Origin of the sequence: Pseudomonas salmasensis (assembly GCF_014268375.2) — a bacterium.
In the GTDB taxonomy this organism is placed as follows: domain Bacteria; phylum Pseudomonadota; class Gammaproteobacteria; order Pseudomonadales; family Pseudomonadaceae; genus Aquipseudomonas; species Aquipseudomonas salmasensis.
The window spans coordinates 3,478,419-3,502,098 of the sequence record NZ_CP077083.1 but is presented as its reverse complement, the minus strand read 5'-3'; the positions used below and the strand labels follow the sequence as shown (position 1 = coordinate 3,502,098).

The 23,680-nt window shown below is 60.9% G+C and carries 14 protein-coding genes; 2 read left to right on the top strand and 12 right to left on the bottom strand.

The annotated features are described in order from the left end of the window. Window positions 1-56: 56 nt before the first annotated feature. The 4 genes from HU731_RS15765 to HU731_RS15750 all read right to left on the bottom strand — a co-directional run bounded on the left by HU731_RS15765 (window position 57) and on the right by HU731_RS15750 (window position 6,178). Window positions 57-1,358: an autotransporter outer membrane beta-barrel domain-containing protein gene (locus tag HU731_RS15765; protein WP_186609582.1), complete on the bottom strand. Its 1,302-nt coding sequence runs from the start codon at window positions 1,356-1,358 to the stop codon at window positions 57-59. A 109-nt stretch (window positions 1,359-1,467) separates the two neighbouring features. Continuing rightward, complete coding sequence (locus HU731_RS15760; RefSeq protein WP_186609581.1) at window positions 1,468-4,434, bottom strand: autotransporter outer membrane beta-barrel domain-containing protein; 2,967 nt, start codon at window positions 4,432-4,434, stop codon at window positions 1,468-1,470. Window positions 4,435-4,589: 155 nt separating this feature from the next. Further along, on the bottom strand, window positions 4,590-5,360 hold the full coding sequence (locus HU731_RS15755) for an amino acid ABC transporter permease (RefSeq protein ID WP_186609579.1): 771 nt from the start codon (window positions 5,358-5,360) through the stop codon (window positions 4,590-4,592). Next, complete coding sequence (locus HU731_RS15750) at window positions 5,357-6,178, bottom strand: ABC transporter substrate-binding protein (RefSeq protein ID WP_034134100.1); 822 nt, start codon at window positions 6,176-6,178, stop codon at window positions 5,357-5,359. Before HU731_RS15750 ends, HU731_RS15755 begins: the two co-directional genes overlap by 4 nt. A 114-nt stretch (window positions 6,179-6,292) precedes the next feature. Here HU731_RS15750 and HU731_RS15745 point away from each other — a divergent pair, with 114 nt between their 5' ends. Further along, entirely contained in the window at window positions 6,293-7,195 is a 903-nt protein-coding gene (locus HU731_RS15745; protein ID WP_032894439.1) for a homocysteine S-methyltransferase family protein, read from the top strand. 268 nt (window positions 7,196-7,463) lie between these two features. On the opposite strand, the gene HU731_RS15740 is transcribed toward HU731_RS15745, so the two are convergent. Genes HU731_RS15740 through HU731_RS15730 form a run of 3 tightly spaced genes read right to left on the bottom strand, consistent with a single transcriptional unit; the run spans window position 7,464 to window position 9,227 of the window. Then, window positions 7,464-8,135 (bottom strand): GNAT family N-acetyltransferase, encoded by a 672-nt coding sequence (locus HU731_RS15740; RefSeq protein ID WP_186609461.1) that lies wholly within the window; start codon window positions 8,133-8,135, stop codon window positions 7,464-7,466. A 10-nt stretch (window positions 8,136-8,145) separates the two neighbouring features. Further along, window positions 8,146-8,592 (bottom strand): GNAT family N-acetyltransferase, encoded by a 447-nt coding sequence (locus HU731_RS15735; protein WP_186609459.1) that lies wholly within the window; start codon window positions 8,590-8,592, stop codon window positions 8,146-8,148. Further along, a complete protein-coding gene (locus HU731_RS15730; protein ID WP_186609457.1) occupies window positions 8,589-9,227 on the bottom strand; it encodes an FMN-binding negative transcriptional regulator in 639 nt (212 codons plus the stop codon). Before HU731_RS15730 ends, HU731_RS15735 begins: the two co-directional genes overlap by 4 nt. An 87-nt stretch (window positions 9,228-9,314) precedes the next feature. On the opposite strand from HU731_RS15730, the gene pdxR reads away from it, so the two are divergent. Then, window positions 9,315-10,853 (top strand): MocR-like pyridoxine biosynthesis transcription factor PdxR, encoded by a 1,539-nt coding sequence (gene pdxR, locus HU731_RS15725; RefSeq protein WP_186609455.1) that lies wholly within the window; start codon window positions 9,315-9,317, stop codon window positions 10,851-10,853. Between the two features lie 7 nt (window positions 10,854-10,860). Here the strand turns inward: pdxR and HU731_RS15720 are convergent, their stop codons facing one another. From HU731_RS15720 to HU731_RS15700, 5 genes are all read right to left on the bottom strand, one after another. Continuing rightward, complete coding sequence (locus HU731_RS15720; RefSeq protein WP_186609454.1) at window positions 10,861-15,471, bottom strand: dermonecrotic toxin domain-containing protein; 4,611 nt, start codon at window positions 15,469-15,471, stop codon at window positions 10,861-10,863. A 177-nt stretch (window positions 15,472-15,648) separates the two neighbouring features. Continuing rightward, window positions 15,649-16,740 carry a polyamine ABC transporter substrate-binding protein gene (locus HU731_RS15715; RefSeq protein ID WP_186609453.1) on the bottom strand — a complete coding sequence of 364 codons (1,092 nt, stop codon included), beginning with the start codon at window positions 16,738-16,740 and terminating at the stop codon, window positions 15,649-15,651. Further along, window positions 16,737-17,771, bottom strand: a complete 1,035-nt coding sequence (locus HU731_RS15710) for a histone deacetylase family protein (RefSeq protein WP_186609452.1) — start codon at window positions 17,769-17,771, stop codon at window positions 16,737-16,739. The genes HU731_RS15715 and HU731_RS15710 overlap by 4 nt, the downstream gene beginning before the upstream one ends. A 128-nt stretch (window positions 17,772-17,899) precedes the next feature. Beyond that, entirely contained in the window at window positions 17,900-18,892 is a 993-nt protein-coding gene (locus tag HU731_RS15705; protein ID WP_186609451.1) for an AraC family transcriptional regulator, read from the bottom strand. 63 nt (window positions 18,893-18,955) lie between these two features. Next, entirely contained in the window at window positions 18,956-23,593 is a 4,638-nt protein-coding gene (locus tag HU731_RS15700; RefSeq protein WP_186609448.1) for a hypothetical protein, read from the bottom strand. Window positions 23,594-23,680: the final 87 nt, after the last annotated feature.

Genomic DNA, 23,680 nt, shown 5'->3' with positions numbered 1-23,680 from the left:
CTCGGGGGGGCAGGTGCTCCCCTTTTTTTTCGCCTGCAATTCAGGCGTTCACGGGCTTAGAAGCTGATGTTCCACTGGCCCATCAGGCCTTGGTCGTGGCCATGGTTGCCGGCTTGGCTGGTATAGGTCAGGCCGACGCTGTGTTGGGTGGACAAGGCAAGGTCCAGGCCTGCTTGCAGGTCGAAGCTATCGCGGTCCAGGGCGGTGCCGGTGATGGTGTAACCGTCGATCAGGCCCGGCGCATAGCGCGAGGTTTGGCGGACCTGGCTGTTGACGTCGCCGTAGAGGTGTTTCCAGCTTGTGCTGAGGTGGGGCGTGAGGCTCATGTTGTTGTCGAAGCGATACAGCGTTGCCAGGCGCAGGCCAAAGGTGCTGTTCAGATTTCGCTGGGTTTGGGGGCCAACGTTCAATGCGGTTACGCCGCCGCTCTCTTTGAAACGGTCGCGCTGGTAGCGTTGGTAGCCGAGGCCGACGAAGGGTTCGACACTGGAATCACCGCTGCCCAATTGATAACCCAGTTCGGAGAACAGTGTCTGGCTGCTGGCGTTGTATTTGCTTTTGAGCGAGTCGTGGTAATTGAGCAGGCTGACGCTGCGTTTGTTCTGCCCGGCATGGTTGCTGTAGATCGCCCCCAGGCGCAGAGCGAAGGGGCCGTCCTGGCGCACGGCGTAGCCGCCCAAGTGCCAACTGTCCAAGTCGGCGGCATAGCGCGGGGCATTGAAGCGGCTGGAGGTCTTGGCGCCCATGACACCCACCCGCCAGGCAGGGTCGACCGCCCAGTCGGCGCCCAGCAACAGGCCTTGGGTATCGTGTTTCAAGCCGGCGCTGCCGTGTTGTGCGTCTAGGCTGCCGCCGTTGCCCAGGCCTTGCACCCAGAAGTGGCCGTCGTCGTCAGTCGGCAGTGTGCGCAGGGTGGCGAGCAATTGGCGGCTCAGGTGCTGGGTGGTGGCCTGGGTTGCGGTGGCCAGGTTGGCGTTTTGGCTGGCGGCCAGTTGCTCAAGGGCTGCGCCGATCCCTCCGGGCTGCTTACTCAATTGCTCAAGTGATTTCTGCAGCTCCTTGAGGTCTTGCGAATCCAGTTCGCCGGAGGCCACCAATTGAATCACTGCTGGCTCCAGCACCTTGGCAACCTGCAGGCCATTGTGCGAAGTGGCCTGCTGGGTGAGGAATCCGTCGAAGGGCGGTGGAAGGGGCGGCGCTTCGAACTCGGGGATAAACGCCCCGCTATAGTCGGCCGCGTCGTAGGGATGGCTCCCATAGGGCCTGTATTCGATATCGCCTCGCGCATGGGCGGGCTGAAAACTCGCGGCCATTGCCAGGCCGATGACGATTGCGATTCTTTGAAGTGTAAAGGGCATGAATTCCCAACCTCTGATGAATGAGGCCGGGAATTTAGGCGAGGTGCGGGGGGATAACTGTCAGGCTATCGACCGCTGATGTGCGGGAGTTGTCTCTAGTACGGTGCGATTAAAAACTCATCTGCCATTGGCCAGTCAGCGCATGGTTGCGGCTGTTGCTGCCCACTTCGCCGGTATAGCCCAGGCCCAGTCGATGACGGGCGGATAAGCCTACGTCCAGGCCCGCTTCGAGCAACAGGCTGTCGCGGTCCAGGGCGCTGCCTTGCACATTGAAGGCGGTGCCACCGGCCAGGAAAGCCTGGCGTGTGGTGCTGTCGACATCGCCATAGGTGTGCTTCCAGCCAACGCTGGCGCGGGGTGTGAGGCTGACGCCGTTGTCCAGCTGGCTCAGGTGCGCCAGGCGCAGGCCGAAGGTGCTGCTGACGTTGTCCTGGGTCTGGCCCTCGACGTGCAGCGCAGCGGCACCGCCTTTTTCGTTATAGCCGTCGCGCTGGTAGCGCTGGTAGCCGAGGTTGGCGAACGGTTCTGCGCTCAAGCGGCCGCTGCCCAGGGCGTAGCCCAGTTCCGCAAACGCCTGCTGGCTGTTGGCGTCATAGTCGCCTTTGGGGCGGTCGTTAAAACCGTTGAAGGCCACCGTGCGTTTACTGTCGCCCTGGTGCCCGCTGTAGGCCGCACCCAGTCGCAACGCCAATGGGCCACTCTGGCGCAGGGCATAGACGCCGGCGTGCCAGCTGTCGACGCTGCCGTCCACACCGGTGGTGTCCAGGTCGGTCTTGGAGTAACCGCCCAGCACACCCAGGCGCCAGTCGCTGTCCAGCGCCCAATCGGCGCCGAGCACTGTGCCTTTGGTGCGTTGGGTCAAACCGTTGCTGCCGTGCTCGCCATCGAGCTTGCCGTAGCTGCCGATGCCTTGCAGCCACAGGCGGCCGCGGGCGTTCGGGTCATTGAGGTTGCGCACCTCGGCGGGCACGCCGGTGGCGGCCAGTACCGGCGTGTCTTTGTCATTGAGCCCCACCAGCAGTCCCGCACCGCCGCCCACTTGGTGCATGGCGGCGAGCATGCTGTTGCCCACTTGCGCACTGGCATTGAGGGTGGCGCTGGTGAGGTTGGCGGTGCTGCTGCCCGCCAGTTGCTCGATGGCGGCACCGGCTGTGGCGGTGGTGGTATTGAGCAGGGCGTTGTACAGCGGGTTGTTCGTGCCCAGGCCTGCCAGGCTGTTGGCGGCGTTGGCGCCATTGCCGGTGCTGGCGAATTGGTTGAAGGCGATGTCGTTACGGGTGTACGTAAGGCCGACCTGAGTGGGGCTGTAATCCAGGGTCGGGGTCAGGAAGGCGTAGTCGCTGGTGACCTTGCCAAACGTACCATTGATGCTGCCGGCTTGCAGCACGCTGTAATGGCTTTGCCAGGGGTAGGTGCCTTCGCCGGGGTTGACCGCCAGGGTCGCGCCATTGAGGTAAGCGGTGCCGCCGACCTTGATCGGCGCGCTGCTGCCGTCGGCGTTGACGCCATAGGCCAGGCTCGAGCCGCTGCCCATGCGCAAGTCGCGGTTGATGGTGGCGGTGCCCAGCGCGGTGTTGGTCTGCAGCGTGCCGTTCACCACCAGGCTGCCCACCGAGCCGCCGCCGGCATACACACCGCCTGCGTCGACCGTCACATCACCGGCAATCCCGCCTTGGTTGACCAGCTTGGCACCGCTGGAAATCTCGCCGCCGTCGCTGAAGTCACCCTGGCCGGTCAACGTCCAGGTGCCTTGCTTGACCTCCAGCCATTCAAGGTTGCGGCTATCGCCAAAACTGCCCCCTGCGACGTCATCCAGGGTCAGTCGGTCGTAACCGCTGCCGCCGTCCACCGTGCCGATAAAGCGGCTGCCGTTGCGCAAGATCAGGTGGTCGTCACCGCCGCCCAAGTCCAGGGCCAGGCCATTGCTGGCGCTGATCGTGCCGCTGTTGATGACCGTGTCGGCGTAGTTGCCGACGAACTTCACGCCAAAGCCATCCAGGCCTTCAATCGTGCCGTGGTTCTCCAGGGTGGTGGCCGCGAGCCCCGGCCCGTCGCTGCCGTCGTCCACCAGGATGGCATTGTTGGCACCACTGACCAACGCGCCTTTGGCGTTGTAGAGAGAGCCACCGCCCAGGGCGATCCCTTCGCTGCCGTTGGCGAAGCCGTTCTTGTCCACGCCACCGGCACCGACGCCCTGGATGACCCCGTAGTTTTCGATATGGGCGATCTTGTCGATGTCCACACCGTCACCGTCGCCATCCGGTTGTAGCCCGGAGAACGCGCCGGTGATGGTGCCGTGGTTGATCACAGTGCCGTCGCCATCGGAACCAAAGCCCGAGCCGTTGCGACCGATCACCGTGCCGTAGTTGGTCAGCGTGGCGCCCTCGTCCGTGGTGATGCCATGGCGGCCACCGGAAATCAGGCCATAGTTGGTGACCGTCACGCCGCTGGCGGAGTCGACGTCCACGCCATCGAACTTGTCATCGCGGGAGAAGGTATTGCCGGTGGAAATCTCGCCGTAGTTAGTGATAGTGGCGTTGGCGCCGGTCTTCATGCCGTCGCTGGCCTCCCCGCGAATCAAGCCACCGGCACGGTTGATGATGGTGGTGGTGACGTTGCTGCTGCGCAGCGCATCCAGGTCCAGCCCTTGGCCGGTGGCCGAGCGAAGGGTGCCGCTGTTGTCGATCAGCACGCTGCCGCTGGCAAAGTTACTGTTGATGCGCAACGCATCATTGGCGCCTTGGATCACCCCGCCGGCAAGGTTGTAAATGCTGTACCTGCGCTCCCCGCTGACACTTCCTGAACTGTCGATACCCCGACCGCCACTGGAGACCAGCTTGCCCGCGTTAGTCACCACCACCCCCGCACCGCGGGTGCCGTCCTTGAGCGTCACCGCCACCCCAGAGGTTGTAATGCTGCCAGGCGCCGACGTGGTCAACGTATCACTGCCCCCCAAGGTTTGCCCCTGGGTGGTAGGCGTGTCGATCTGCAGGGTTTTGGCTGCGGCTGCTTCGATGAAACCACCGCTGGCCAACAGGGTGATGGCGAGCGCGAGGCGTTGAGGAGACGGGGGCATGCTGGGCGACCTTGTTATGGCAAGCGAGTCGACCTGTATAGCGGAGGGGAGTTGCAGGAATGTGTCGAAAAGATGACGACAATGAATATGCAATCTATTGCAGATCCTTGAGCCTATTCAGCCTGAGCGCTGCAATATATTGCACATTCTGCACGTCAACCGCGCCGCACGTAGCCCTTGCCGAAATGCCGCTCCATGCGCGCCTGGATCAATTCCAGCCCCAGGGACATCACCCAGTAAATGATCGCCGCCGTCGTGAGCATCTCGATATAGCGGTAGCTTGAGCGGCCATAGGACTGTGCCAGAAACATCACTTCCCACACGCCCATCACCGAGATCAGGGAGGAGTCCTTGAGCATCGAGATGAACTGGTTGGTGGCCGGCGGGATGATGGTGCGCATGGCCTGGGGCAAGGTCACGTGCCAGAAGATCGCCCTGTCGCGCATGCCCAGGGCCAGCGCAGCCTCGCGTTGACCATGGGGCACGCCGAGGATGCCGGCCCGGAAAATCTCGCTCAGGTAGGCGCCGTAATTCAGTGACAACGCGATGATCCCGGCGACGATGGCGCCTGGCACCAGCCCCAATTGCGGCAGGCCCAGATAGATCAACAGGATCTGGATCAGCAGCGGCGTGCCGCGAAAGAACGAGGCGTAGAAACTGGCAATGCCGAACGCCACGGCACTTTTGGACAGGCGCCCCAATGCGGTGATAAAGCCCAGCACCGATGAGGCGACGATGGCGCACAGGCACAAGAACAGCGTCAGCGCCGCACCTTGCAGGAAGCCGTTGGGCGCAAGGTGCAGGCCGACCAGGTTGGGCAGCTTGTCGAGGATGATCGAGAACTTCAGGTCAAAGCTCAGGAAGAAACTCGCAAACAGCGTGAACAGCGCCGCCCAGGTCAGGTAAAGCCGTAGGCGAAAACTCATCGGCTGATATCGGCGCCGATCCATTTTTGCGACAGCGCGCTCAAGGTACCGTCCTGCTTGAGCTGGGCGAAGACCTCACGCACTTTGCTGTCCCACTGCGGGTCGCCTTTCTCGATGGCCACCGAGTTGGGCTCCGAGTACAGCGGCGCACCGGCGAGCTTGAAACGCTTGTCCTGGCTCAGGCGCGGCTGCGCGGTGACCAGGTTGGTGAGGATCGCGTCCAGGCGCACGCCAGCGCCCAGGCCCAGATCTTGGAATGCCACATTGTCGGTATCGTACGGGGCGATCTGCACCTCCTCGAACGGGTACTGCAACTGCGTGTCTTCGGCGCCTTCGATCACCAGGTTCTTGTTCAGGTAGCTTTCGTAGCTCGAGGCGCTGGTGAGGCCGACTTTCTTGCCGCTAAGGTCCCGCGCTTCGTGGATGCGATCGTCCTTGGCATTGACCACGATCACGGCCGGCGAGGCGTAGTACTCCACCGGGAAGTCGAACACCTCGGCGCGTGCCTTGCTTGGGGTCATGGAGCAAATGCAAATGTCGTAGCGCCCGCTCCAGCGGCCGGCGGCGATCACGTCCCAGGACGGGGTTTCCAGGCGCAACTTCACGCCCAGTTTTTGCGCCACGGCTTTGGCCACGTCCACGTCGAAACCGTCGAGCTGGTTCTGGTCATTGAGAAATGAAAACGGCGGATAGCTTTCCATCAGCACGCCAACCAGCTCTTTCTTCTGCTCGACACGATCCAGCGTGGCACCGCCAAAGGCTTGGGTTGAAGCAGCCAACATCGTCAGGCCCAGGGCCAACAGCGGTCTGAATTTCAAAATCGAACACCTGAATAAAAAAGAGGTTGTTATTAACCGAACGGTACGCATTAAATAGTTATAAGAACGACTCTCATAGTGAGTTATTTTCATAAGCATATGAGTAAAAAGCATATGGGCGCAGTAAGCACAGTAATTCTCGATGGTGGCATGGGCCGTGAACTGCAACGCCGTGGCGCGCCGTTCCGTCAGCCGGAATGGTCGGCACTGGCCTTGAGCGAAGCGCCGCAAGCGGTGGAGGCGGTGCACGCGGCCTACATCGATAGTGGTGCCAATGTGATCACCAGCAACAGTTACGCGGTAGTGCCGTTCCACATTGGCGAAGCGCGGTTTGCCCAAGAAGGGCAGGCGCTCGCCGCCCTGGCCGGTGAGTTGGCGCGACGGGCGGTGCAGGCCTCCGGTAAAGCCGTGCAGGTAGCCGGCTCACTGCCGCCGCTGTTTGGCTCTTATCGCCCAGATCTGTTCCAGGCCGAGCGCGTCAGTGAGTTGCTCACCCCCTTGGTGAACGGCCTGGCGCCGCATGTCGATCTGTGGCTGGCGGAAACCCAGAGCTCGATCGCTGAAGCACGGGCAATCCATGCCGGGTTGCCTAAGGATGGCAAGCCGTTCTGGCTGTCGTTTACCTTGAAAGACGAAGACACCGACGAGGTGCCGCGCCTGCGCTCCGGCGAACCGGTGGCGGATGCGGCCGAGGCGGCGGCGCAACTGGGCGTGCAGGTATTGCTGTTCAACTGCAGCCAGCCGGAAGTGATCGGCGCGGCCATTGATGCGGCGCGGGCAACCTTCGAACGATTGGGTGTAGCGATTCAGATCGGCGCCTACGCCAACGCCTTCCCACCGCAACCCAAGGAAGCCACGGCCAACGACGGCCTGGACCCGCTGCGCGACGACCTCGACCCGCCGGGTTACCTGCACTGGGCGGCAGATTGGCAGGCACGCGGCGCCAGCCATTTGGGCGGTTGCTGCGGCATCGGGCCGGAGCATATCGCGGTGCTGGCCCAGCGCCTGGCCGATTGATTCGGCGCTAGTCAAAACTGTGGGAGCTGGCTTGCCTAGGTAGGAGCGAGCTTGCTCGCGAAAAACTCACAGGCGCCGCGTTCATTCAGCAAGCACGCGTTATCGTTGGCGTTTCTCGCGAGCAAGCTCGCTCCTACAGATGTGAGTTAAGGCTTTTTTGTAGGAGCGAGCTTGCTCGCGAAAAACTCATAGGCGCCGCGTTTATTCAGGCAGCACGCGTTATCGTTGACGTTTTTCGCGAGCAAGCTCGCTCCTACAGAGTTGAGTGTTAATTGCGACACTCTGTGAGTGTCTTCAACTGGCCCGAACCACTCTGGTTCGTCTCCGACAACCACGCCTCAAACCCAGCGCCTACCTTCGGCCACTCCGAATCCAGGATCGAATACCACGCCGTATCGCGGTTCTGCCCCTTGACCACCATATGTTGGCGGAACACCCCTTCAAAACTGAACCCCAAGCGCTCGGCTGCGTACTTGGACCGCGCGTTGCCGTTGTTGCACTTCCACTCCAACCGACGGTAGCCCTGCTCGAACGCATACTTGGCCAGCAGGTACACCGCTTCAGTACTTTTCGGCGAGCGCTGCATCGGTGCGCCGAAGGTGACGTGGCCGATTTCGATACGCCCTTGCGCCGGGACGATGGACATCAGGCTGAGGATGCCCTGGACCTGGCCCGTGGCACGGTCGATCACGCTGAAAAAATACGGGTCGCTGTGGGCGGCGTGGTTGTTCAACCAGGCATCGAAGGCACTGCGCTCGGGGAACGGGCCATAGGGCAAATAATCCCACAGCTTCGGGTCGGCCCCCGGGCCTTCGAGGGCTTGCCACAGTTGGTCGGCATGGCGCGCCGGGTCGAGCTTTTCCAGGTGGATAAAACGCCCTTCAAGCAGGTGCGCAGTCGGCGCCGGGACGCCTTTCCAATCACCGAGGGAATTGATCATGCTGTGCTCCTTAAAGACCTTTGCGAAATTGAATGAAGCCTGGGCGTTCGGCGATGCGCTCATAGAGCTGGATCGCCGTGGCGTTGGTCTCATGGGTCAACCAGTGCACCTTGCAGCAGCCATCGGCCTTGGCGGTGGCGTAGACGAATTCAATCAATTGGCGACCCACGCCGGTGCCACGTTGGGCCGGGTCCACCAGCAAGTCCTGCAGGTAGCAGGAGTTCTCGATGCTCCAGTTGGAGCGATGGTAGATGAAGTTGACCATGCCCACCGCCTTGCCGTCCTGCCAGGCCAGTGCCGAATGGGTCGGCTCGCTGGCGTCGATCAGGCGTTGCCAGGTGCTTTGGCTGACGGCGTCCGGCAGTTCGGTGTTATAGAACTTCAAGTAGGCCTGCCACAGCGGCAACCAGGCGGCGTGGTCAGCCGCTGTAACCTGGCGAATGTCGATCGGGCTCATTCTGAACCTCCTTGGGGAATAAAACGGGCGAGGGTCTGGTCGCGTACATCGGCACTGGCGGCCAGGCCGTCACGCACACCGGCCATGTCGGCCGCGCTGCGGTTCTGGCTGAGTTTGCGTTTGCCCACCACGCGCTCGATCGGCAGCGCGAAGCCGACGATGGCCTTGAGCATGCCGTCAATGTAGTCCGCCGGTGCGTCGCTGACACGCCAGGGTTGGGCGCGGCTGCTTTCATGGCGGTCGGTGAGGGCGGTGACCACTTTGAGCAAGCGCTCGGCGTCGCTGAACACCTCAGGCGTGCCATAGGCGTGCACGGCGATGTAGTTCCAGGTCGGCACCACTTTGCCGTGCTCGGCCTTGGCGGGATAAAACGCCGGGCTGATATAGGCCTCGGCACCGGCGAAGATCACCAGCGCCTCACCGCCATTTTGCAGCTCGCGCCATTGCGGGTTGGCCTTGGCCAAGTGGCCGTACAGCGTGCCGTTGGGGCCTTCATCGGGGTTGAGCAGCAAGGGCAGGTGGCTGGCTTGCAGGCCGTTTTCACCCAGGGTGACCAACTGCGCCAAGCGAGTGTGCTGGATCAGTTGCTGGATTTCGGGCAAGTCATCGAGAGCAAAGGCGCGGGGTGTGTACATGGATATTTTCCTTGGCGAATGCCTGCATCCTAGGCAGGCTATTGGTTCGTTGTAAGAGCCATCTAGCGCTATTTTCATAGGTCCAATATGCCGCCCCTTTCGCCGCCGTTGTCCTTCAACCCTGCCGGCATAGAGCTGGACCGCCGCCAGGGCCTCACGCGCCAACTCTATGAGGCCCTGCGCCAGCGGGTGCTGGATGGGCGATTGGTCAGCGGCACGCGGTTGCCCGCAACCCGAGATTTGGCAGCGGCCTTGTCGATTTCCCGCAACAGCGTGGTGCGCGCCTACGACCAGTTGTATGCCGAAGGGTTTATCGAGAGCCGGGTGGGTGATGGCACCTATGTTGCCCAATTGCCGATGCCCAAAAAACTATCCACAAAAGTATCCACAGGGTTGTCAACAGGCTTATCCCCAGGGTTATCCACAAAATGGGCAAATTTACCGGAAGATTTGGACGATGAAGTTATCCACAGTACCGGGTTGGCGCGGGTAAAAGACCATCACTTGCCCCAGCCGCCTGTGGGGCCGCCTCGGGCGTTTCGCGTGGGTGTGCCGGCCTTTGATCTGTTCCCATTTGAGGTATGGGCCAAGCTGAATGGGGCGTTCTGGCGCAAACCCGACCTGGAACAGCTGTGCTATGGCGACCCGGCCGGTGATGGCCGCCTGCGCGGTTTGATCGCCGCGTACCTGCGCAGCTCGCGCGGCATGCAGTGCACGGCTGAACAAATTGTGATCACCAGCGGCGCACAGCAGGCCATCAGCCTTTGTGCACAGTTGCTGGTAGAGCCTGGGGACGGCGTGGCGGTGGAAAACCCCGGTTACCGCGCGGCCGGTCATGCATTCGCTTTGGCCGGCGGGCGACTGCATGGCGTACCGGTGGACGGCGAGGGCATGGATTGCCAAGTACTCAGTACCCTCAATGATTGTCGCGTGGCGTATGTCACGCCTTCCCATCAGTACCCGTTGGGCGTGGTGATGAGCCTGGCGCGGCGCCTGCAATTGCTGGCCTGGGCCGAACGTTCAGGTGGTTGGATCGTAGAGGACGATTACGACGGCGAGTACCGCTACAGCGGCGCGCCGCTGTCACCGTTGGCCGCGCTGGACCGCAATGGCCGCGTGCTGTACGTCGGCACCTTCGGCAAGGTGGCGTTCCCGGCGTTGCGCCTGGGTTATCTGGTGTTGCCCCCGGGCCTGGTGCAAGCCTTCACCCGACGCCGCGCGGTGGACGTGCGTCATTCCGAAGTCAGTACCCAGGCGGTGATGGCCGAGTTCATGGCGGCGGGGCATTTCCAGCGCCACATTCGCCGCATGCGCCGCGCTGCATTGAGCCGACGCAATGCGTTGTTGGCCGGTTGGCCCGATGGCTTGCCCGGCGTCGGGCCCTTGCCCAGCGTTGCGGCCGGGCTGCATATGACGGTGCGGGTGGACAGCCAGGCGCGTGAACAGGTGTTGCTCGCTCAGGCCCATGCCGCCGGCATCGAAATCAACGGCCTGAGCAGTTATTGGCTGGCAGGCAGCAGCCCGCCACCTGACCAGCGTGCCGGCCTGGTGATGGGGTTTGCCGCAGTGCCCGAAAACGACATCGCGCAGGCGCTGGCGCGATTACGTCAGGCATGGCTGGCATAAACGGTGGTCAGCTTTCAAAGAACAGCGACTTGGCCAATTGATCGCCGATCTTGCGCCGGTGAATCTCGATGATGTCCCAGTCATTGGGGCCAGTGCGTTGATGGGAACCCCCAAGCCCTTTTTGTTCGCGGGTCTTGAGGTGGTCTGCGGTGAAATCCTCAAGGGCGGCATCCTTCGTCGCATAGTGAAAGTGCGCGTACCACAACACCCTGCCGCTCTCTTTATCGCGAATCTCGTACTCGTCCAGATAGTCCTTGTTGGGCCCCTTGAGTGCGCGACGGCTGACAACCTTGACGATGCGGATCAAGCCTTGGCTATGCAGCCACTCCACGCGCTCGGCGGTGGGGGCTTGATGTTTGATCATCTCCAGGTAGTTTTTTTTGCCGAGCCGATAAAACCGTTGCGCTGCTTCGTTGAGCTGGCGGTTGGTCGAGGCGGCGGAAGCGTGATCGCTCTCGGTAAGGTTACGTCGAGTCAGGGCTTCTTCGATGTCGTTGGATGCGCTCTCAAGCCGCCTGGCATAGGCATTGAACATATCTTGAATGTCCTGCGGTGCATGCCAGGGCTTTCTGGAAAGGCCTTCGTTTTTGCGGATTTCAGTCTGTTCTCCATCCAACAACGTTTGCCCGGCGTTGATGCTGGTGTCCAGGTCCACGGAAACAGGTGCGGGTGGCTGTGACGAGATTTTCTGCCGTTTGACCCATACGCCGGGCGCCTTCTCATGGAACGTGGCGATCACTTTGCCGGTCATGCCGGCCTTGATGTCGACCAGGCTGCTGTCGGTTTCACGCGGTTCGCCCATCACCAGGCCGTGATGGCGTGTCTTGATGACTTTGCGCCGTGGCGGCGGCTCTGCCTTTGAGCTGCCGGGTTTTGGCTCCAGGGCTTTTCTCTCGCGCAGAAGGTTAGCCAGGTCGCGGACGGCTCGCTGGCTGAACTCGCCAATGCGCTGGCGAAAGCTCTCCAGGCGCGCTTTGAGCAGGTGCTGCGGGTAATCGGCGTGCAGGTCCAGCAGGCACTGATCGGCACTGGAGAATTGCTCAACCAGGCTGTTGAGGACGTCAATACGTTCATCCAGCGACGCGCCGTTGCCCCGTTCCACAATCTCCACGAAACTTTCGACGTTGAGTTCGGCCGTATCGACGATCTGGCCCATCCGCTCGCGCAGTGTGGCTGGGATCTGGCTTTGCGCTTCATCGATACACAGGTAGCGGCCCAAGCTGATATCCAGCGCCTTGAGCTCAATGAGAGTGAATGTGGGCAATGTCTCTAGGGTTTTTCGAATGACGGTCGCGCCTTCATCTCCCAGGGCTTTGAGATCGCTGAAACGCTCGTTGATGAACGCCAGGCGCTCGATGATGCCCCTGTTCAGAGTGGACAGGTTCTGTGCGCTTTGTGCCTGGTCCTGATAGTTAATATCTGCCTCGGCTTCAAGGACTGGCGACGAAGACAGCAACGCCTCCTTGTAGCTCACCAGTTGCTGTTCCAAGGCAATCTGGGTCAATTGCACTTGTTGTTTCAGGTAGCCGCTCATGTTGCTCTGGTAGGTGGGCACCGTGTCGATGATGCTCAAGGACTTCAACTGGCCGATCGCCTCGTCGTATTCGGCCAGCCGACCATCGACTTTACCGAGGAACGCACTGCGCTGCTGGTCGGTGGAAGGGCCGGCAGCGGCGTCCAGCGCGGGCTTTGATTCAAGCACGTCCAATTGTTTGCTGGCGGCGACCGCATCGAAGGCGTTGAGCGAAATCTTGAGCGCCGAAATGCGCGCAGGCTGATCGACCTTGACTGCCCGCCGACGGTTTCGAAGACCACCACCGCGCAGGCGCAGCCGAACATCTACAAACCACTGGCCCGCCAGGTTGCCGATCAGGGGCGGGCCGGTACGCGAGGGGGCCTTCGGGTCGATGATGATGACGCTGTCGTTGTCGTCCACCCTCACCTCAAACCAACGCTCGCCCACCGGCGCATACCACTTGTCTGCAAGCGCATAGAGATTCAGGTGGCGGCCGGGGGTTTTGTTTTGTTCGCCCAGTGCTTCAGGTTTGGTGACGTTGAAGCTGTCGAGTGTCCTGGCCAGGCCCAGGCGGCTATGACTCAGGGCACCGCTGATGTGCACGGGGCCTTGATGCTTGGCGGGTACTTGGCTGTCGGGAATATTGGCTTGTTGATCTGCGCTGAATATTGCCTTGGCCACCGTAGGCTTATCTATCGTTTCGAGGGCCGTTGACTCGGGCTGAGTCTCAAGCTTTGAAGCCTTCCAATGCTCCAGTGGACGAGGGTGGCGCAGGGCGATGTGCAGGGTCAGCGCCATGCCCAGGTTGAGGAATACGTCCACCAGCGCTGTCCAGGACGCGGGCGAGTCGTCCCTGCTCACGGCTTCCTCGGCGGCTTGCAGGTCGTCCATGATTTGCCAGATCCAGGCGGCGACGCCAAGGGTGCGGCCCATGAACGGCAGCGCAGCATTGAATATCTGCCAGCCAGCATGCCGAAAGGTCGCCCAGCGCTTCTGCACGTTGGACACCGATTGGCGGGTCGCCAATTCGACCAGGGCATTGGCATTGGCCTTGAACAGCGTGGCCAGGGTGTCATTGCCCCTTTCTTCATCGGTCAGCGTGATGGGGCCGCTCATGTACAACACGGTCAGTGGCTCGACCAGCGCACGCACCACCGTCCAAGGCGACGGCAAGGTGTCGGGGAACACGTATTGGGCGTAATTGAACCGCTGTGCCTCGGGCAGCCAGGCCAAAACCGATTCGCGCAACGATCGTTCATGTTTGATGGCGTACAGCAGGTTTTGCCGCGACGCAAATTGCAGCAGCGCCGGTTCCAGCAGAGGCCGATAGAGCACGCAGGGGCCGGCGTCGGACTGTCGTGGGCCGATCACGAACATATTGGCGACCCCATCCTGTTCATGGCCTGGGCGCAGGGTGGGCACGAACGCCAGGCAGCGGATGACGATAGGCTGCCCGTCTACCTGACGCTCATGTTCCTCGGTACGCATCACGGCGGCGACATAGCGGTAACCCCGTTCATCGATACCGCCCTGTTGGCGAATCTTCATCTGCAGGGCCAGCAGCGGCAATTGCACCTGCAAGTGGCTGGTGTAGAGCTGCTGCCGGTGGCTGGATTGCAACGGGTCATCGAGGAGTTTCTGTTTGACCAGGGCAGGGTAGTACTGGCCAATATCGATGTCCTCGATCACGTCTTTCAGGTAGCCGTAGGTCAGCCAGGCAGGTACGCCGTTGTCCTTGCCGTTGTAGTGCACCGTGGTATTGCCGGTGGGCAGGCCGGTGAGGTTCTCCAGGGCCAGGTCGATCAGGCTGCGCCGGGTAATGTCCACGGCATCGGGGACGATAAAAGTACCCCACAGGACCGGGCTCTCGATGACGATCTCGACCTTGTCCAGGTTCAGGTGCGCGTTCTTTTGCGGGGCGCGGATGCGGCTTTGCAACTGGGTTCGTGCATAGTCACGAATGGTTGGAATGCCGTCCTGGAACGTCTCGCCGTGGTAGTGGGTGTGCAGGTGGGCCAGGTCGATCAGGTAGCGGCTGTAGGCGGCGGTATCGGAGTCTGATGCCGACGCCAGCCAGTCGGGAAGTTGTTGGTGAATGTCGCGGATACTCGACAGTTGATGATCGCTCATCTCTTCAATGCTGGGCGCGATGCGCACCACGGCGGGAGCGCGTGGCTGTTCCCGCACATCAGTTTCGCCCAGACTGCCAATCACCTGTATTTGCAGCGAGATCAGGATGCAGGCCAGGGCATCGAAGAAGTTGCCATCGGGCTCATACAGGCGCCATTGCAAGGTGGTGTCTTGCTCTGGCGCCGCTAGCCGCGCGGGTAAGGAGGCACCGAACGCGGCCAAAGACTCGAACGTCTCATACCCGCTGACCAATGAGTAGGTGAGGACCATTTGGCGCTTCTGGTATTGGCCCACTAACACGGTGACGTCCAGAAAGCTCACATGCGTGGATTGGCCACCTGTCAGGATATCCACATCAACCAGGTACGCATGGCTGTTGTAAGGGTCTTTGCGTGAACGCCTGGCCCGGTCGGGTTCCTGAAACACCGTGCGCGCCATGGCGCATTCGTGTTCATCCAGGCCTTGCTCTTCGGTGACGTTCCATACTTTGCGCAGGGCATTGGAGAAGGACTGCCAGCGCGGGCCGGCGGCGCCGTTGGATGCGCTCCAGAAGTCCAGTTGCTGCTCTTGGAACGCGGTGAATAGCAGGTCGGACAACTCATTGATCAGGCGTGCGATGGCGTCGATTTTCACGGCCAGGTGGATAGGCGCCGTAGCATCTGGCTGCAGCGTCAGGAAGTGCTGGCCGTCAATGTAGGTGACTCTGTCGCTGGACAGCGCCTGACGCGCGAGCACCGACGTGAGCGATTCGACAAGCGCTGGCGCGCGCTCGACAGCCTCGCCGACCACCTCCCATCGAGGGCTGACCACCACAGCCAGGTTGGGGTCGATATTCAGCGTGGGATACAGCTCTTTGAGCGCCGAGCGCAGTGTGGTGGCGGCCACTTCACGGGTGGTGGGGCCAGTGGTCAGTTGGGTGAGTAGTTCATAGGTCGTCGGTGGGCGGTGGTTATTGGCGATGTCATTGGGCATGCGCAGCTCCTCTGCATTCGATGGCCCGGACGGGCTTCAGGAATGGGCAAGGTAGCGAGCGCCATGGCGGTGAGGGCGGTAGATACGTCGAGGCGCAACCACTCAGTGCTGCAAGGGTGGCGAGGGCGCAAGCGGCCCTCGTATTAAAGAAAAACGACCAACCAGAGAACCGGTGCGTTACTTCCCGGATTTGATCTTGGTCCAGGCCCGCGTCCTGGCGCGTTCGGCTTTGCTGTCCAGGGGCTTGAGGGTGTAGAGCGTGGCCATGGCCGCGTCGGTCGGGTACAGGTTGGGGTTGTTGCGAATGGCCGGGTCGACCAACCCGCTGGCGTCCTTGTTGGGGTTGGGGTAACCGACAAAGTCGCTGATCGGCGCGATCACGTTGGGTTGCAGCAGGTAGTTGATGAAGGTGTAGGCGTCGCCCGGGTTTTTAGCGCCTTTGGGAATGGCGAGCATGTCGAACCAGATCGGCGCGCCTTCCTTGGGCAGGCGCATGTCCACGGTCACGCCATTCTTGGCTTCCTTGGCACGGTTGGCGGCTTGGGAAAAACTGCCGGAGTAGCCCACCGCCACGCAGATATCACCGTTGGCCATATCGGCCATGTATTTGGAGGAATGAAAGTAGGTGATGGATGGGCGAATCTTCATCAGCAGCGCTTCGGCCTTGTCGTAGTCCTTGGGGTTGCTGCTGTTGGGGTCCAGGCCCAGGTGCTGCAAGGCCAGGGGCAGGATCTCCGAGGGCGAGTCCAGCAGGGCGACGCCACATTGCTTGAGCTTGCTGATGTTCTCTTCCTTGAAGATCAGGTCCCAGCTGTCCACCGGCGCGTTGTCACCCAGGGCTGCCTTGACCTTGGCCGGGTTGAAGCCGATCAGGATGGTGCCGTACATGTAGGGCACGGCGTATTGATTGCCGGGGTCGTTGGCCTCGATCAGCTTCATCAGCTTGGGATCGAGGTGGTTCCAGTTGGGCAATTGGCTGCGGTCCAGGGGCTGGAACACGCCGGCTTCGATCTGCTTGGCCAGGAACACGTTGGACGGCACCACCACGTCATAGCCGGAGTTGCCGGTGAGCAATTTGGCTTCCAGGGCTTCGTTGGTGTCGAAGATGTCGTACACCAGCTTGATCGACGGTTGCTGGGCCTTGAAGTCTTCCAGTGCCTTGGGCGTGATGTAGTCGAACCAGTTGTAGACCTTCAGGGTTTTTTCTTCGGCCTGGGCTGCGCCGCTGACAACCACGGCGCACAGGGCGAGCGACTTGAGCATGTTCATTGGGCTGCTTCCTCGAAACCTTCCAGCACGTTGACGGCATTGATGCCGATTTCTTCCACCGCGTAGCCGCCTTCCATCACGAACAGCGTGGGTTTGCCCAGGCGGGCGATGCGTGCGCCCATGGCCAGGTAATCCGGGCTGTCGAGCTTGAACTGCGAGATAGGGTCGTCCTTGAAAGTGTCCACGCCCAGGGACACCACGATGATGTCGGCGGCGTAGCGCTCGATCTCGGCGCAGGCCTGTTCCAGCGCGGCGCTCCAGGCCTGCCAGCCGGAGCCGGCCGGCAACGGATAGTTGAAGTTGAAACCAACCCCTTCGCCCTCGCCCTGCTCATCGTCATAGCCGAGGAAGAACGGAAACTCCGCCTCCGGATGGCCGTGAATCGAGGTGAACAGCACGTCGCTGCGCGCGTAAAAAATCGACTGGGTGCCGTTGCCGTGGTGGTAGTCCACGTCGAGGATCGCGACCTTTTTGCAGCCCTGATCAAGAAACGCCTGGGCCGCGATGGCCGCGTTGTTGAGGTAGCAATAACCGCCCATCAAGTCGCTGGCGGCGTGATGCCCCGGTGGGCGGCACAGGGCGAAGGCGCTGTGGGCGCCTTGCGCGATGGCGGCCTGCGCCGTAAGGGCCACTTGCGCCGCGCTGTAAGCCGCTTGCCAGGTGCCGGCGGTGATCGGCGCGCCCCCGTCGAAACTGTAATAGCCCAACTGGCCGTGCAGGCTGGTGGGCAGCACGCGGCGCAACGTGCGCGCAGGCCAGGTGTAGGGCAGCAGGTCGCCGTCCTGGCCGTATTCGGTCCAGCGCTGCCAGGCGCCTTTGAAGAAGTCCAGGTAGTCGCGGCTGTGGATACGTTGCAGCGGCGCCAGGCCGAAATCCTGCGGGGCCTGCACGACGCCCAATTCACGCTCCTTGACCCGTTGCAGCACGTGGTCGGCGCGTGAGGGCATTTCGAAGCAGGGCATCAGTTGCCCGTCCATCAGCTCACAACGGCCATGGTGCAAATGATGATCGTCCGAGTAGATCGTCAGCATGTTGTTATTCTCCGAAGGCTCAGGGGGTATGCCATGCAGTGTTGCCAGGCGCCGGGGTTTGGAGAACGGCAGGAGCGGCCAAAAGGGGATCGATATGGCCAATGTGTCTGTCCGCTATTCGCCCCTTGCTAAGGCCTGAACTGACTCGGCGCCACACCGCTCCAGCGCACGAACGCATGCCTGAAGCTGGCGGTCTCGCTGAAGCCCAGTTGCTCGGCGATGCGGTAGATCGGCAGTTCATCTTCCCCCAGTAACTGCTTGGCGCGTTCGAAGCGTAGCTCGTCGAGCAACTCCTGATAGCTGCACCCCAGATCATGCAAATGCCGGCGCAAGGTGCGTGCCGAACAGTTCATTTGCCCCGCCAACCCCTCCAGGCCCGGAGCGGCATTCAATTGCGCGGCCAGTAACAGGCGCACGCGCCCCAGCCAGGCCTGGCGACCGGTGAACTCGGCATTCTGCCGGCGGCAGCGCTCCACCATGGCGCAGTGGGTGACGGCGTCGGCCAGCGGCAGGGGCTGATCGAGCCAGTCACGGTCGAAGGCAAAGGCATTAGTGGCGGCGCCAAATTGCAGCGGGCAGTCGAAGCGTTCGGCGTAGCGTGCTCGATAGTCGGGCGCGGGGTATTCAAAGCGTGCGCCGAGCAATGGCAACGGCTGGCCGAGCAGGTCGTCGCAGATGACTTTCAGCGAGAGCAGGCAGAACTCGACATTGAAGGCGCGCAGGGCTGGGTCTTCGCGATAGTCGCTGGCACTGAACCAGATGCGTTGATCGTCGTCCTCCAGCTTCAGTTCGAAAAGTGTTCCCAACAGCGCCGGATAGCTCAAAGCCAAGCGCAAAGCGTCACCGAAGGTGGCACTGGTGAGCAGTGCATAACCGAGCATGCCGTAGGACGACACATGCATGCGCCGGCCCAGTTCCAGGCCGATGTCTCGGCGCAACGCCACGGCGTTGGCACACACGCGCATTTCCTGATGGGTGGTAATGCGCGTGTCGGCGCGGCTCAGGTCGGCACTGGCGATGCCACTGCCAGCCAGCAGGGTCTGGCTGCAGATGCCGTCGGGCTTGAACGTCTCCAGTATCAGCGAGACCGCATTGAGGGTGGTCAGGTGTGAATGCAGCATGATCGAGTCCAGCCTGGGTTTGTCAGGCTGGAGCAAGTTATGTGCCGTTGCGCGAGTGCGCCGTCAATAGACCTCTGGCGGGAAAAACAAGCGCTGGGCTTGAGTCAGGTTGATGGAACTGCGGTAGTAGTCGAGCTGTTGCGCTGCGTTCAAGCCGGTGAGCGTGTCAGCTACCTCTTTGAGCTGTTGTTCTGCTGGGGTTTTGAGCCGTGCGTAGAGAAATCTATTGAGTGAAGCGTGGGCGCTCGAGTAGTGGAAATGCGCATACCAGAGAGGTTTGCTGGTAGACAGATCAATGACCGCATACTCATCTTGATAGCTCCAAGTGGCGCCCTTGAGGGGCTGGCGGGTCATGATCTTTTTGATCGCAATTTCGCGGTGGTTAATGAGCCAATCGACATGGGCAATGGTCGGTGGCTGTCGCTTGATGAGCTTCGCCACGGTTTCAGTGGCCCGTGCGTAAAGTGCTTGTGTGGCAGCCTTGAGCCTTTTGCGCAGGTCTGCACTGGATTGCTTGGTTTGCGCCGTGACTTTGGCTTTGATCAATGCCTCTTCGATATCTTGCTTGCTGCGTTCGAGCAACCAGGCGTGCTGGTGAAACATATGCTCGATGCCGATGGCCGTGCGCGAGGGATCGTCAGCTTGTTGGTTGGCGCGCTCTTGAAACTTCGGCAATTGGGCGAGTAATTTCTCGCCCGCGCTGGTAGCGTCGTGGAGCGTGAGCGCTGTAGATGTTGCCTGTGGCGGGGGTGTTTCGATGTGCTCGACCCACATCCCCGGAGTCTTCTCATGAAAGGTGGCCAGGACCTGGCCGGTTATCGGGGACTTGATATCAACGAACTTTGATACGGTCCCTATCGGGTCCAAGCGGGGTTCGCCAATCAGCACGCCGTTGTAGCGTGTCTGGATAAACCTCTTCAGCGGCCTGGGCGGCGTAGGAGGAGGGGTGGGCTTGATGCGCTTCAGGTTCTGCTCCTCGTGCAGCGGGACAAGTGCCGCCTTGGCGCGATTGGCGAACCCTTGCAGGGATTGGCTCAGGCGTTTCAAGGGTTGGGCCTGGATCTGCTCGGAGAACTCTTGAGAAAGGTCCTGCAAGCGCTCATCGATGAACTTGAATTGCTCCACCAGGTTGCTCAAGGCGTCAATACGCTCGTCCAGGCGATATTCGCTTCGCTCATCCAGGGTGTCACGCAGGGTCTGTACTGCAACGTCGGCGCTGTCGAGCGTGTCGTTGAGCAACTCCCAGGCCTGGGGTTCGGTTGTGAGGGATTCAGGGGCCAGGCACAAGTGACGTGCCAACGTCACCTGCAGGGCCCTGAGGTCGTCGCTCGTATAGCTGGGCAGTTTGCGCTGGCGCTCTTTGATCACGTCGAATCCGGCCGGGCCGAATTTGCGCAGTTCGGTGAAGCGTGATTGAGCGTAATCCAGGCGCTTGATCATGCTGTCGCTCATCTCGACGACTTGTTGGTGGTCGGCGATATCGCTGGTATGAGGTGACGGTGCATGGGTTGGGAGCTGGTCCAGGACGGGCGAGAGTTTTGGCGCAAAAGTGATGAGCTCTTCGTTTACCCCGGCTTCATTGAGTTCCAGTTGGGCCTGTAGGTAACCAATGGCTTTTATCTGGAATTCAGGCTCCGAGGTGAACACGGCCATGGTCATCAGGTGTTGTCGTGCTTTTTCGTAGTCTTGTGATTGGTGATTGAGCGTGTCCAGGTAGGCCTGGCGTTTGGCTTGGGCACTGGTACTGGGGGCCTCGTCCATTGCTTTGCGGGTTTCTTGCAGCAGGTTCTGCTGGGTTTTCTTCGCGTTTTCAAACGCTTTCAATTTCATGCGCGATGCGTCGGCTTCGGCGATCGCCAGGTCCTTGGCGGTATTTTTCAACCGATCGGTGCTGGGTTTACGCAGGCGTATGCGGTGGTCGACGGACCATTGGCCCTGGGCGTTGTGAATCAGTATGGGCCCGATGCGGTTGGTCTGGTTGGGGTCAATGACAACGATGTTTTTATCTTCGTCCACTTTCACCATGAACCAATTTTCGCCGACGGGAGCGTAGTGCTGCTCCCCCCACTGATACAGGTATCGGTCAGCGGCCGGCTGGTCTATGACGGCGCCGAGGTCAGCGGGTTTTTCTGTTTTAAAACCTTCAAGCATCAAGGTTTCCAGCGTTGGCGTGCGGTTGATTGCGCCGCTCGTGTTCAGCGCGATCTCGAGCTCGGGAGGCGGGGCCAGAGAGGTGCGCTCAGGCAGTTGCTCGACGGTGAAGCTTATCGTGCTGGAAGGGCCTGGCGTTTCAGGCGCAAGCTCGGTCGTCTTGACCTTGGTGGGCTCGATCCTGGCCGGTTCGAACTTGGGTCTGCTGCGCTGGGCGCTGTGCAAGGTGATCGCCATGCCCAGGTTAAGCAGCACGTCGGTCAGCGCCGACCATTGTGCGGGTTTATCGCCTTCCTCATGGGCCTGGGCAAAGGTATCCAGCTGTTCGACGATTTGCCAGATCCATGCGCTAGTGCTTGCCACGCGCCCCATAAAGGGCAGGGCCGCATTGAAGAGCACCCAACCGGCTTGCTTCAACGTGTCCCAGCGGCGTTCGGCATTCGATACCGACTGGCGGTCCGCCAGTTCAACCAGCGCATTGGCATTGCTATCGAACAGTGTCTTGAACCTATCCCCATTGAGCACCTGCTCACCAAGACTCACGGGGCCGCTATAGGTCCATAGATCGCTGGGGTTCACCAGGAACTCGGCGACAAGCCATGGCGAAGGCCAATGGCTGGTAAAGACATAATTGGTGTAGTGGTGACGCACCGCGTCCGGCAGCCAGGTCACCACCGAGTCACGCAGCGTGCGCGACTGGCTGATGGCATACAGTAAGTTCGCCGGTGATGGATATTGCAGCAACGCGGGTTCAAACAACGGGCGGTACAGCACGCAAGGGCCGTCTTGCGCATTTTCTGGGCCGATGATGTACATGTTGGTGACATCATCGTTGCTGTTGATGAGCCGGCGCTTGGGGTTGAAGCTCAGGCGTCGCATCACGATGGCTTTGCCGTCGACGTAATGGTCGCCGCTTTCGTCCTGCATCACAGCCACGACGTAGCGGTAGCCGCGCTCGTCAAGCCCGCCAATGCGGCGAATCTTGTGCTGCAAGGCCAACATCGGCAGCTGGACTCGCAGGTGATCGCGGTACAGTTTTTTGCGACGTGAGGCCTCAGCCGGGTCATCCAGCAGTTTGCTGCGGATCAGTTTCGGGTAGGTGGCACCGATATTACAGCGGCTGATCAGTGTCTCAAGGTAAGCCACGGTTATCTGATTCGGTATGGAATGGCCGACGTCGCTCAGCAACGTTTTATTACCGGTGGGCAGTGCAATCAGGTTTTGCAGGGCCAGTTCGGCAAGGCTGAACGTGGTAGTTTCGTACTGCCCTGGCACGGTGAAAAGGCCCCACACCACCAGGCTCTTGACCTGGATTTTCAGCTTGTCGAGCTTCAGGTGTTGCAGGGTCGGGTGGTCCTTGAGCAGCTCGGTTTTCAACTGGTCCAAGGCAAATTGATGAATGCTGGGAATACCGTCCTCGTAGGTCTTGCCGGCATTCAGGCTATTGAGCGCGGCCAAGTCCTTGAGGTGGCGGGCATAGAGTGATTGATCGCTGGCAGAGGCATCGGTCAGCCAGTCTGGCAGCAGGGTTTGATACCAGCCCGGCCCCGGGCCCTTGGCAACGGCTTTTTCGGCAGGCGCCGGGAGTGTGAGCAGGGGCGACCGTTGGGTGCTGGGCTGTTTGTCATCCCTGGTTTTGAGGCTTTCCACGGTCTCAAGCTGCAGGGCGATCAGCTTGCAGGCTGCGTGCTCGAAAAAATTGCCGTCGGGTTCGTAGAGGCGCCACTCCAGGCGATCAACGGCCTCGGGTTGCTCCAGGTGATCCTTCAGCGAATCGCCTAGCTGTTGGTAGGTGTCGTATTTCTCGTATCCCTTGAAGGGTGAGTAACAGAGGATCAGGGTCTTGTCTTCGAACTTACCCTCCAGCACGGTCATGAACACTTGTTCGGTGTGCTGCGTCTTGGAACCTTTGACCAGGTCGGCCTCAATCAGATAAGCACGGCTGCCATAAGGGTTATTGTCTTGGCGAGCGGAGCGGGTGGGTGCATGGAACAGCGTGCGGGCCATCGTGCAGTCTTCGTCGGTCCAAGCATCGACGTGCTGCACATTCCACGCCCCGCGCAGGCTCTGGGTAAGTGTGTGCCAGCGAGGACCGTTACCGTTGCTCTGGTTCCAGAACGTCACCAGTTGTTCCTGAAAGGCCCGGTAGACCACCGGCGCCAGGGTGTTGATCAGGTTGGCGACTTCCACAATACGCACGGGCAAATGAAGCGGGGGGTCGGTCACAGGCTTCAAGGTCAGGAAGTGATTGCCCTCGACGCACAGCGTCGGCACTTTGAGGATGGCCTGCCGGGCCAGGATGCTGCTCAAGGTTTCATAACGTGTTGGCCCTGGCACGGTCTGGTCATTGATGAGCTCCCAGGTGGGAGTGCCCATCAGAGTCATGGCCGGGTCGATGTCCAGGTCGGGGTATTTCTCCAGCAAAGACTGGCGCAGCAGTTCGCGAGCCGCTTCCCGGAACGAAGGTCCGACGGACAGTTGAGTGGCCAGTTTGTGTGTTTCAGTGTCTGGAGGCGTTTGCTGCGAGGGTGTGGAACTGGAGGTCGTCATGCGGGCATCCCTGTCTTGCCGATCAATGGAAAAGCCGAGCGCAGGCTCGGGTTTTCCATGTTAGGTATCGGCAAGCAGGGAGTTGCA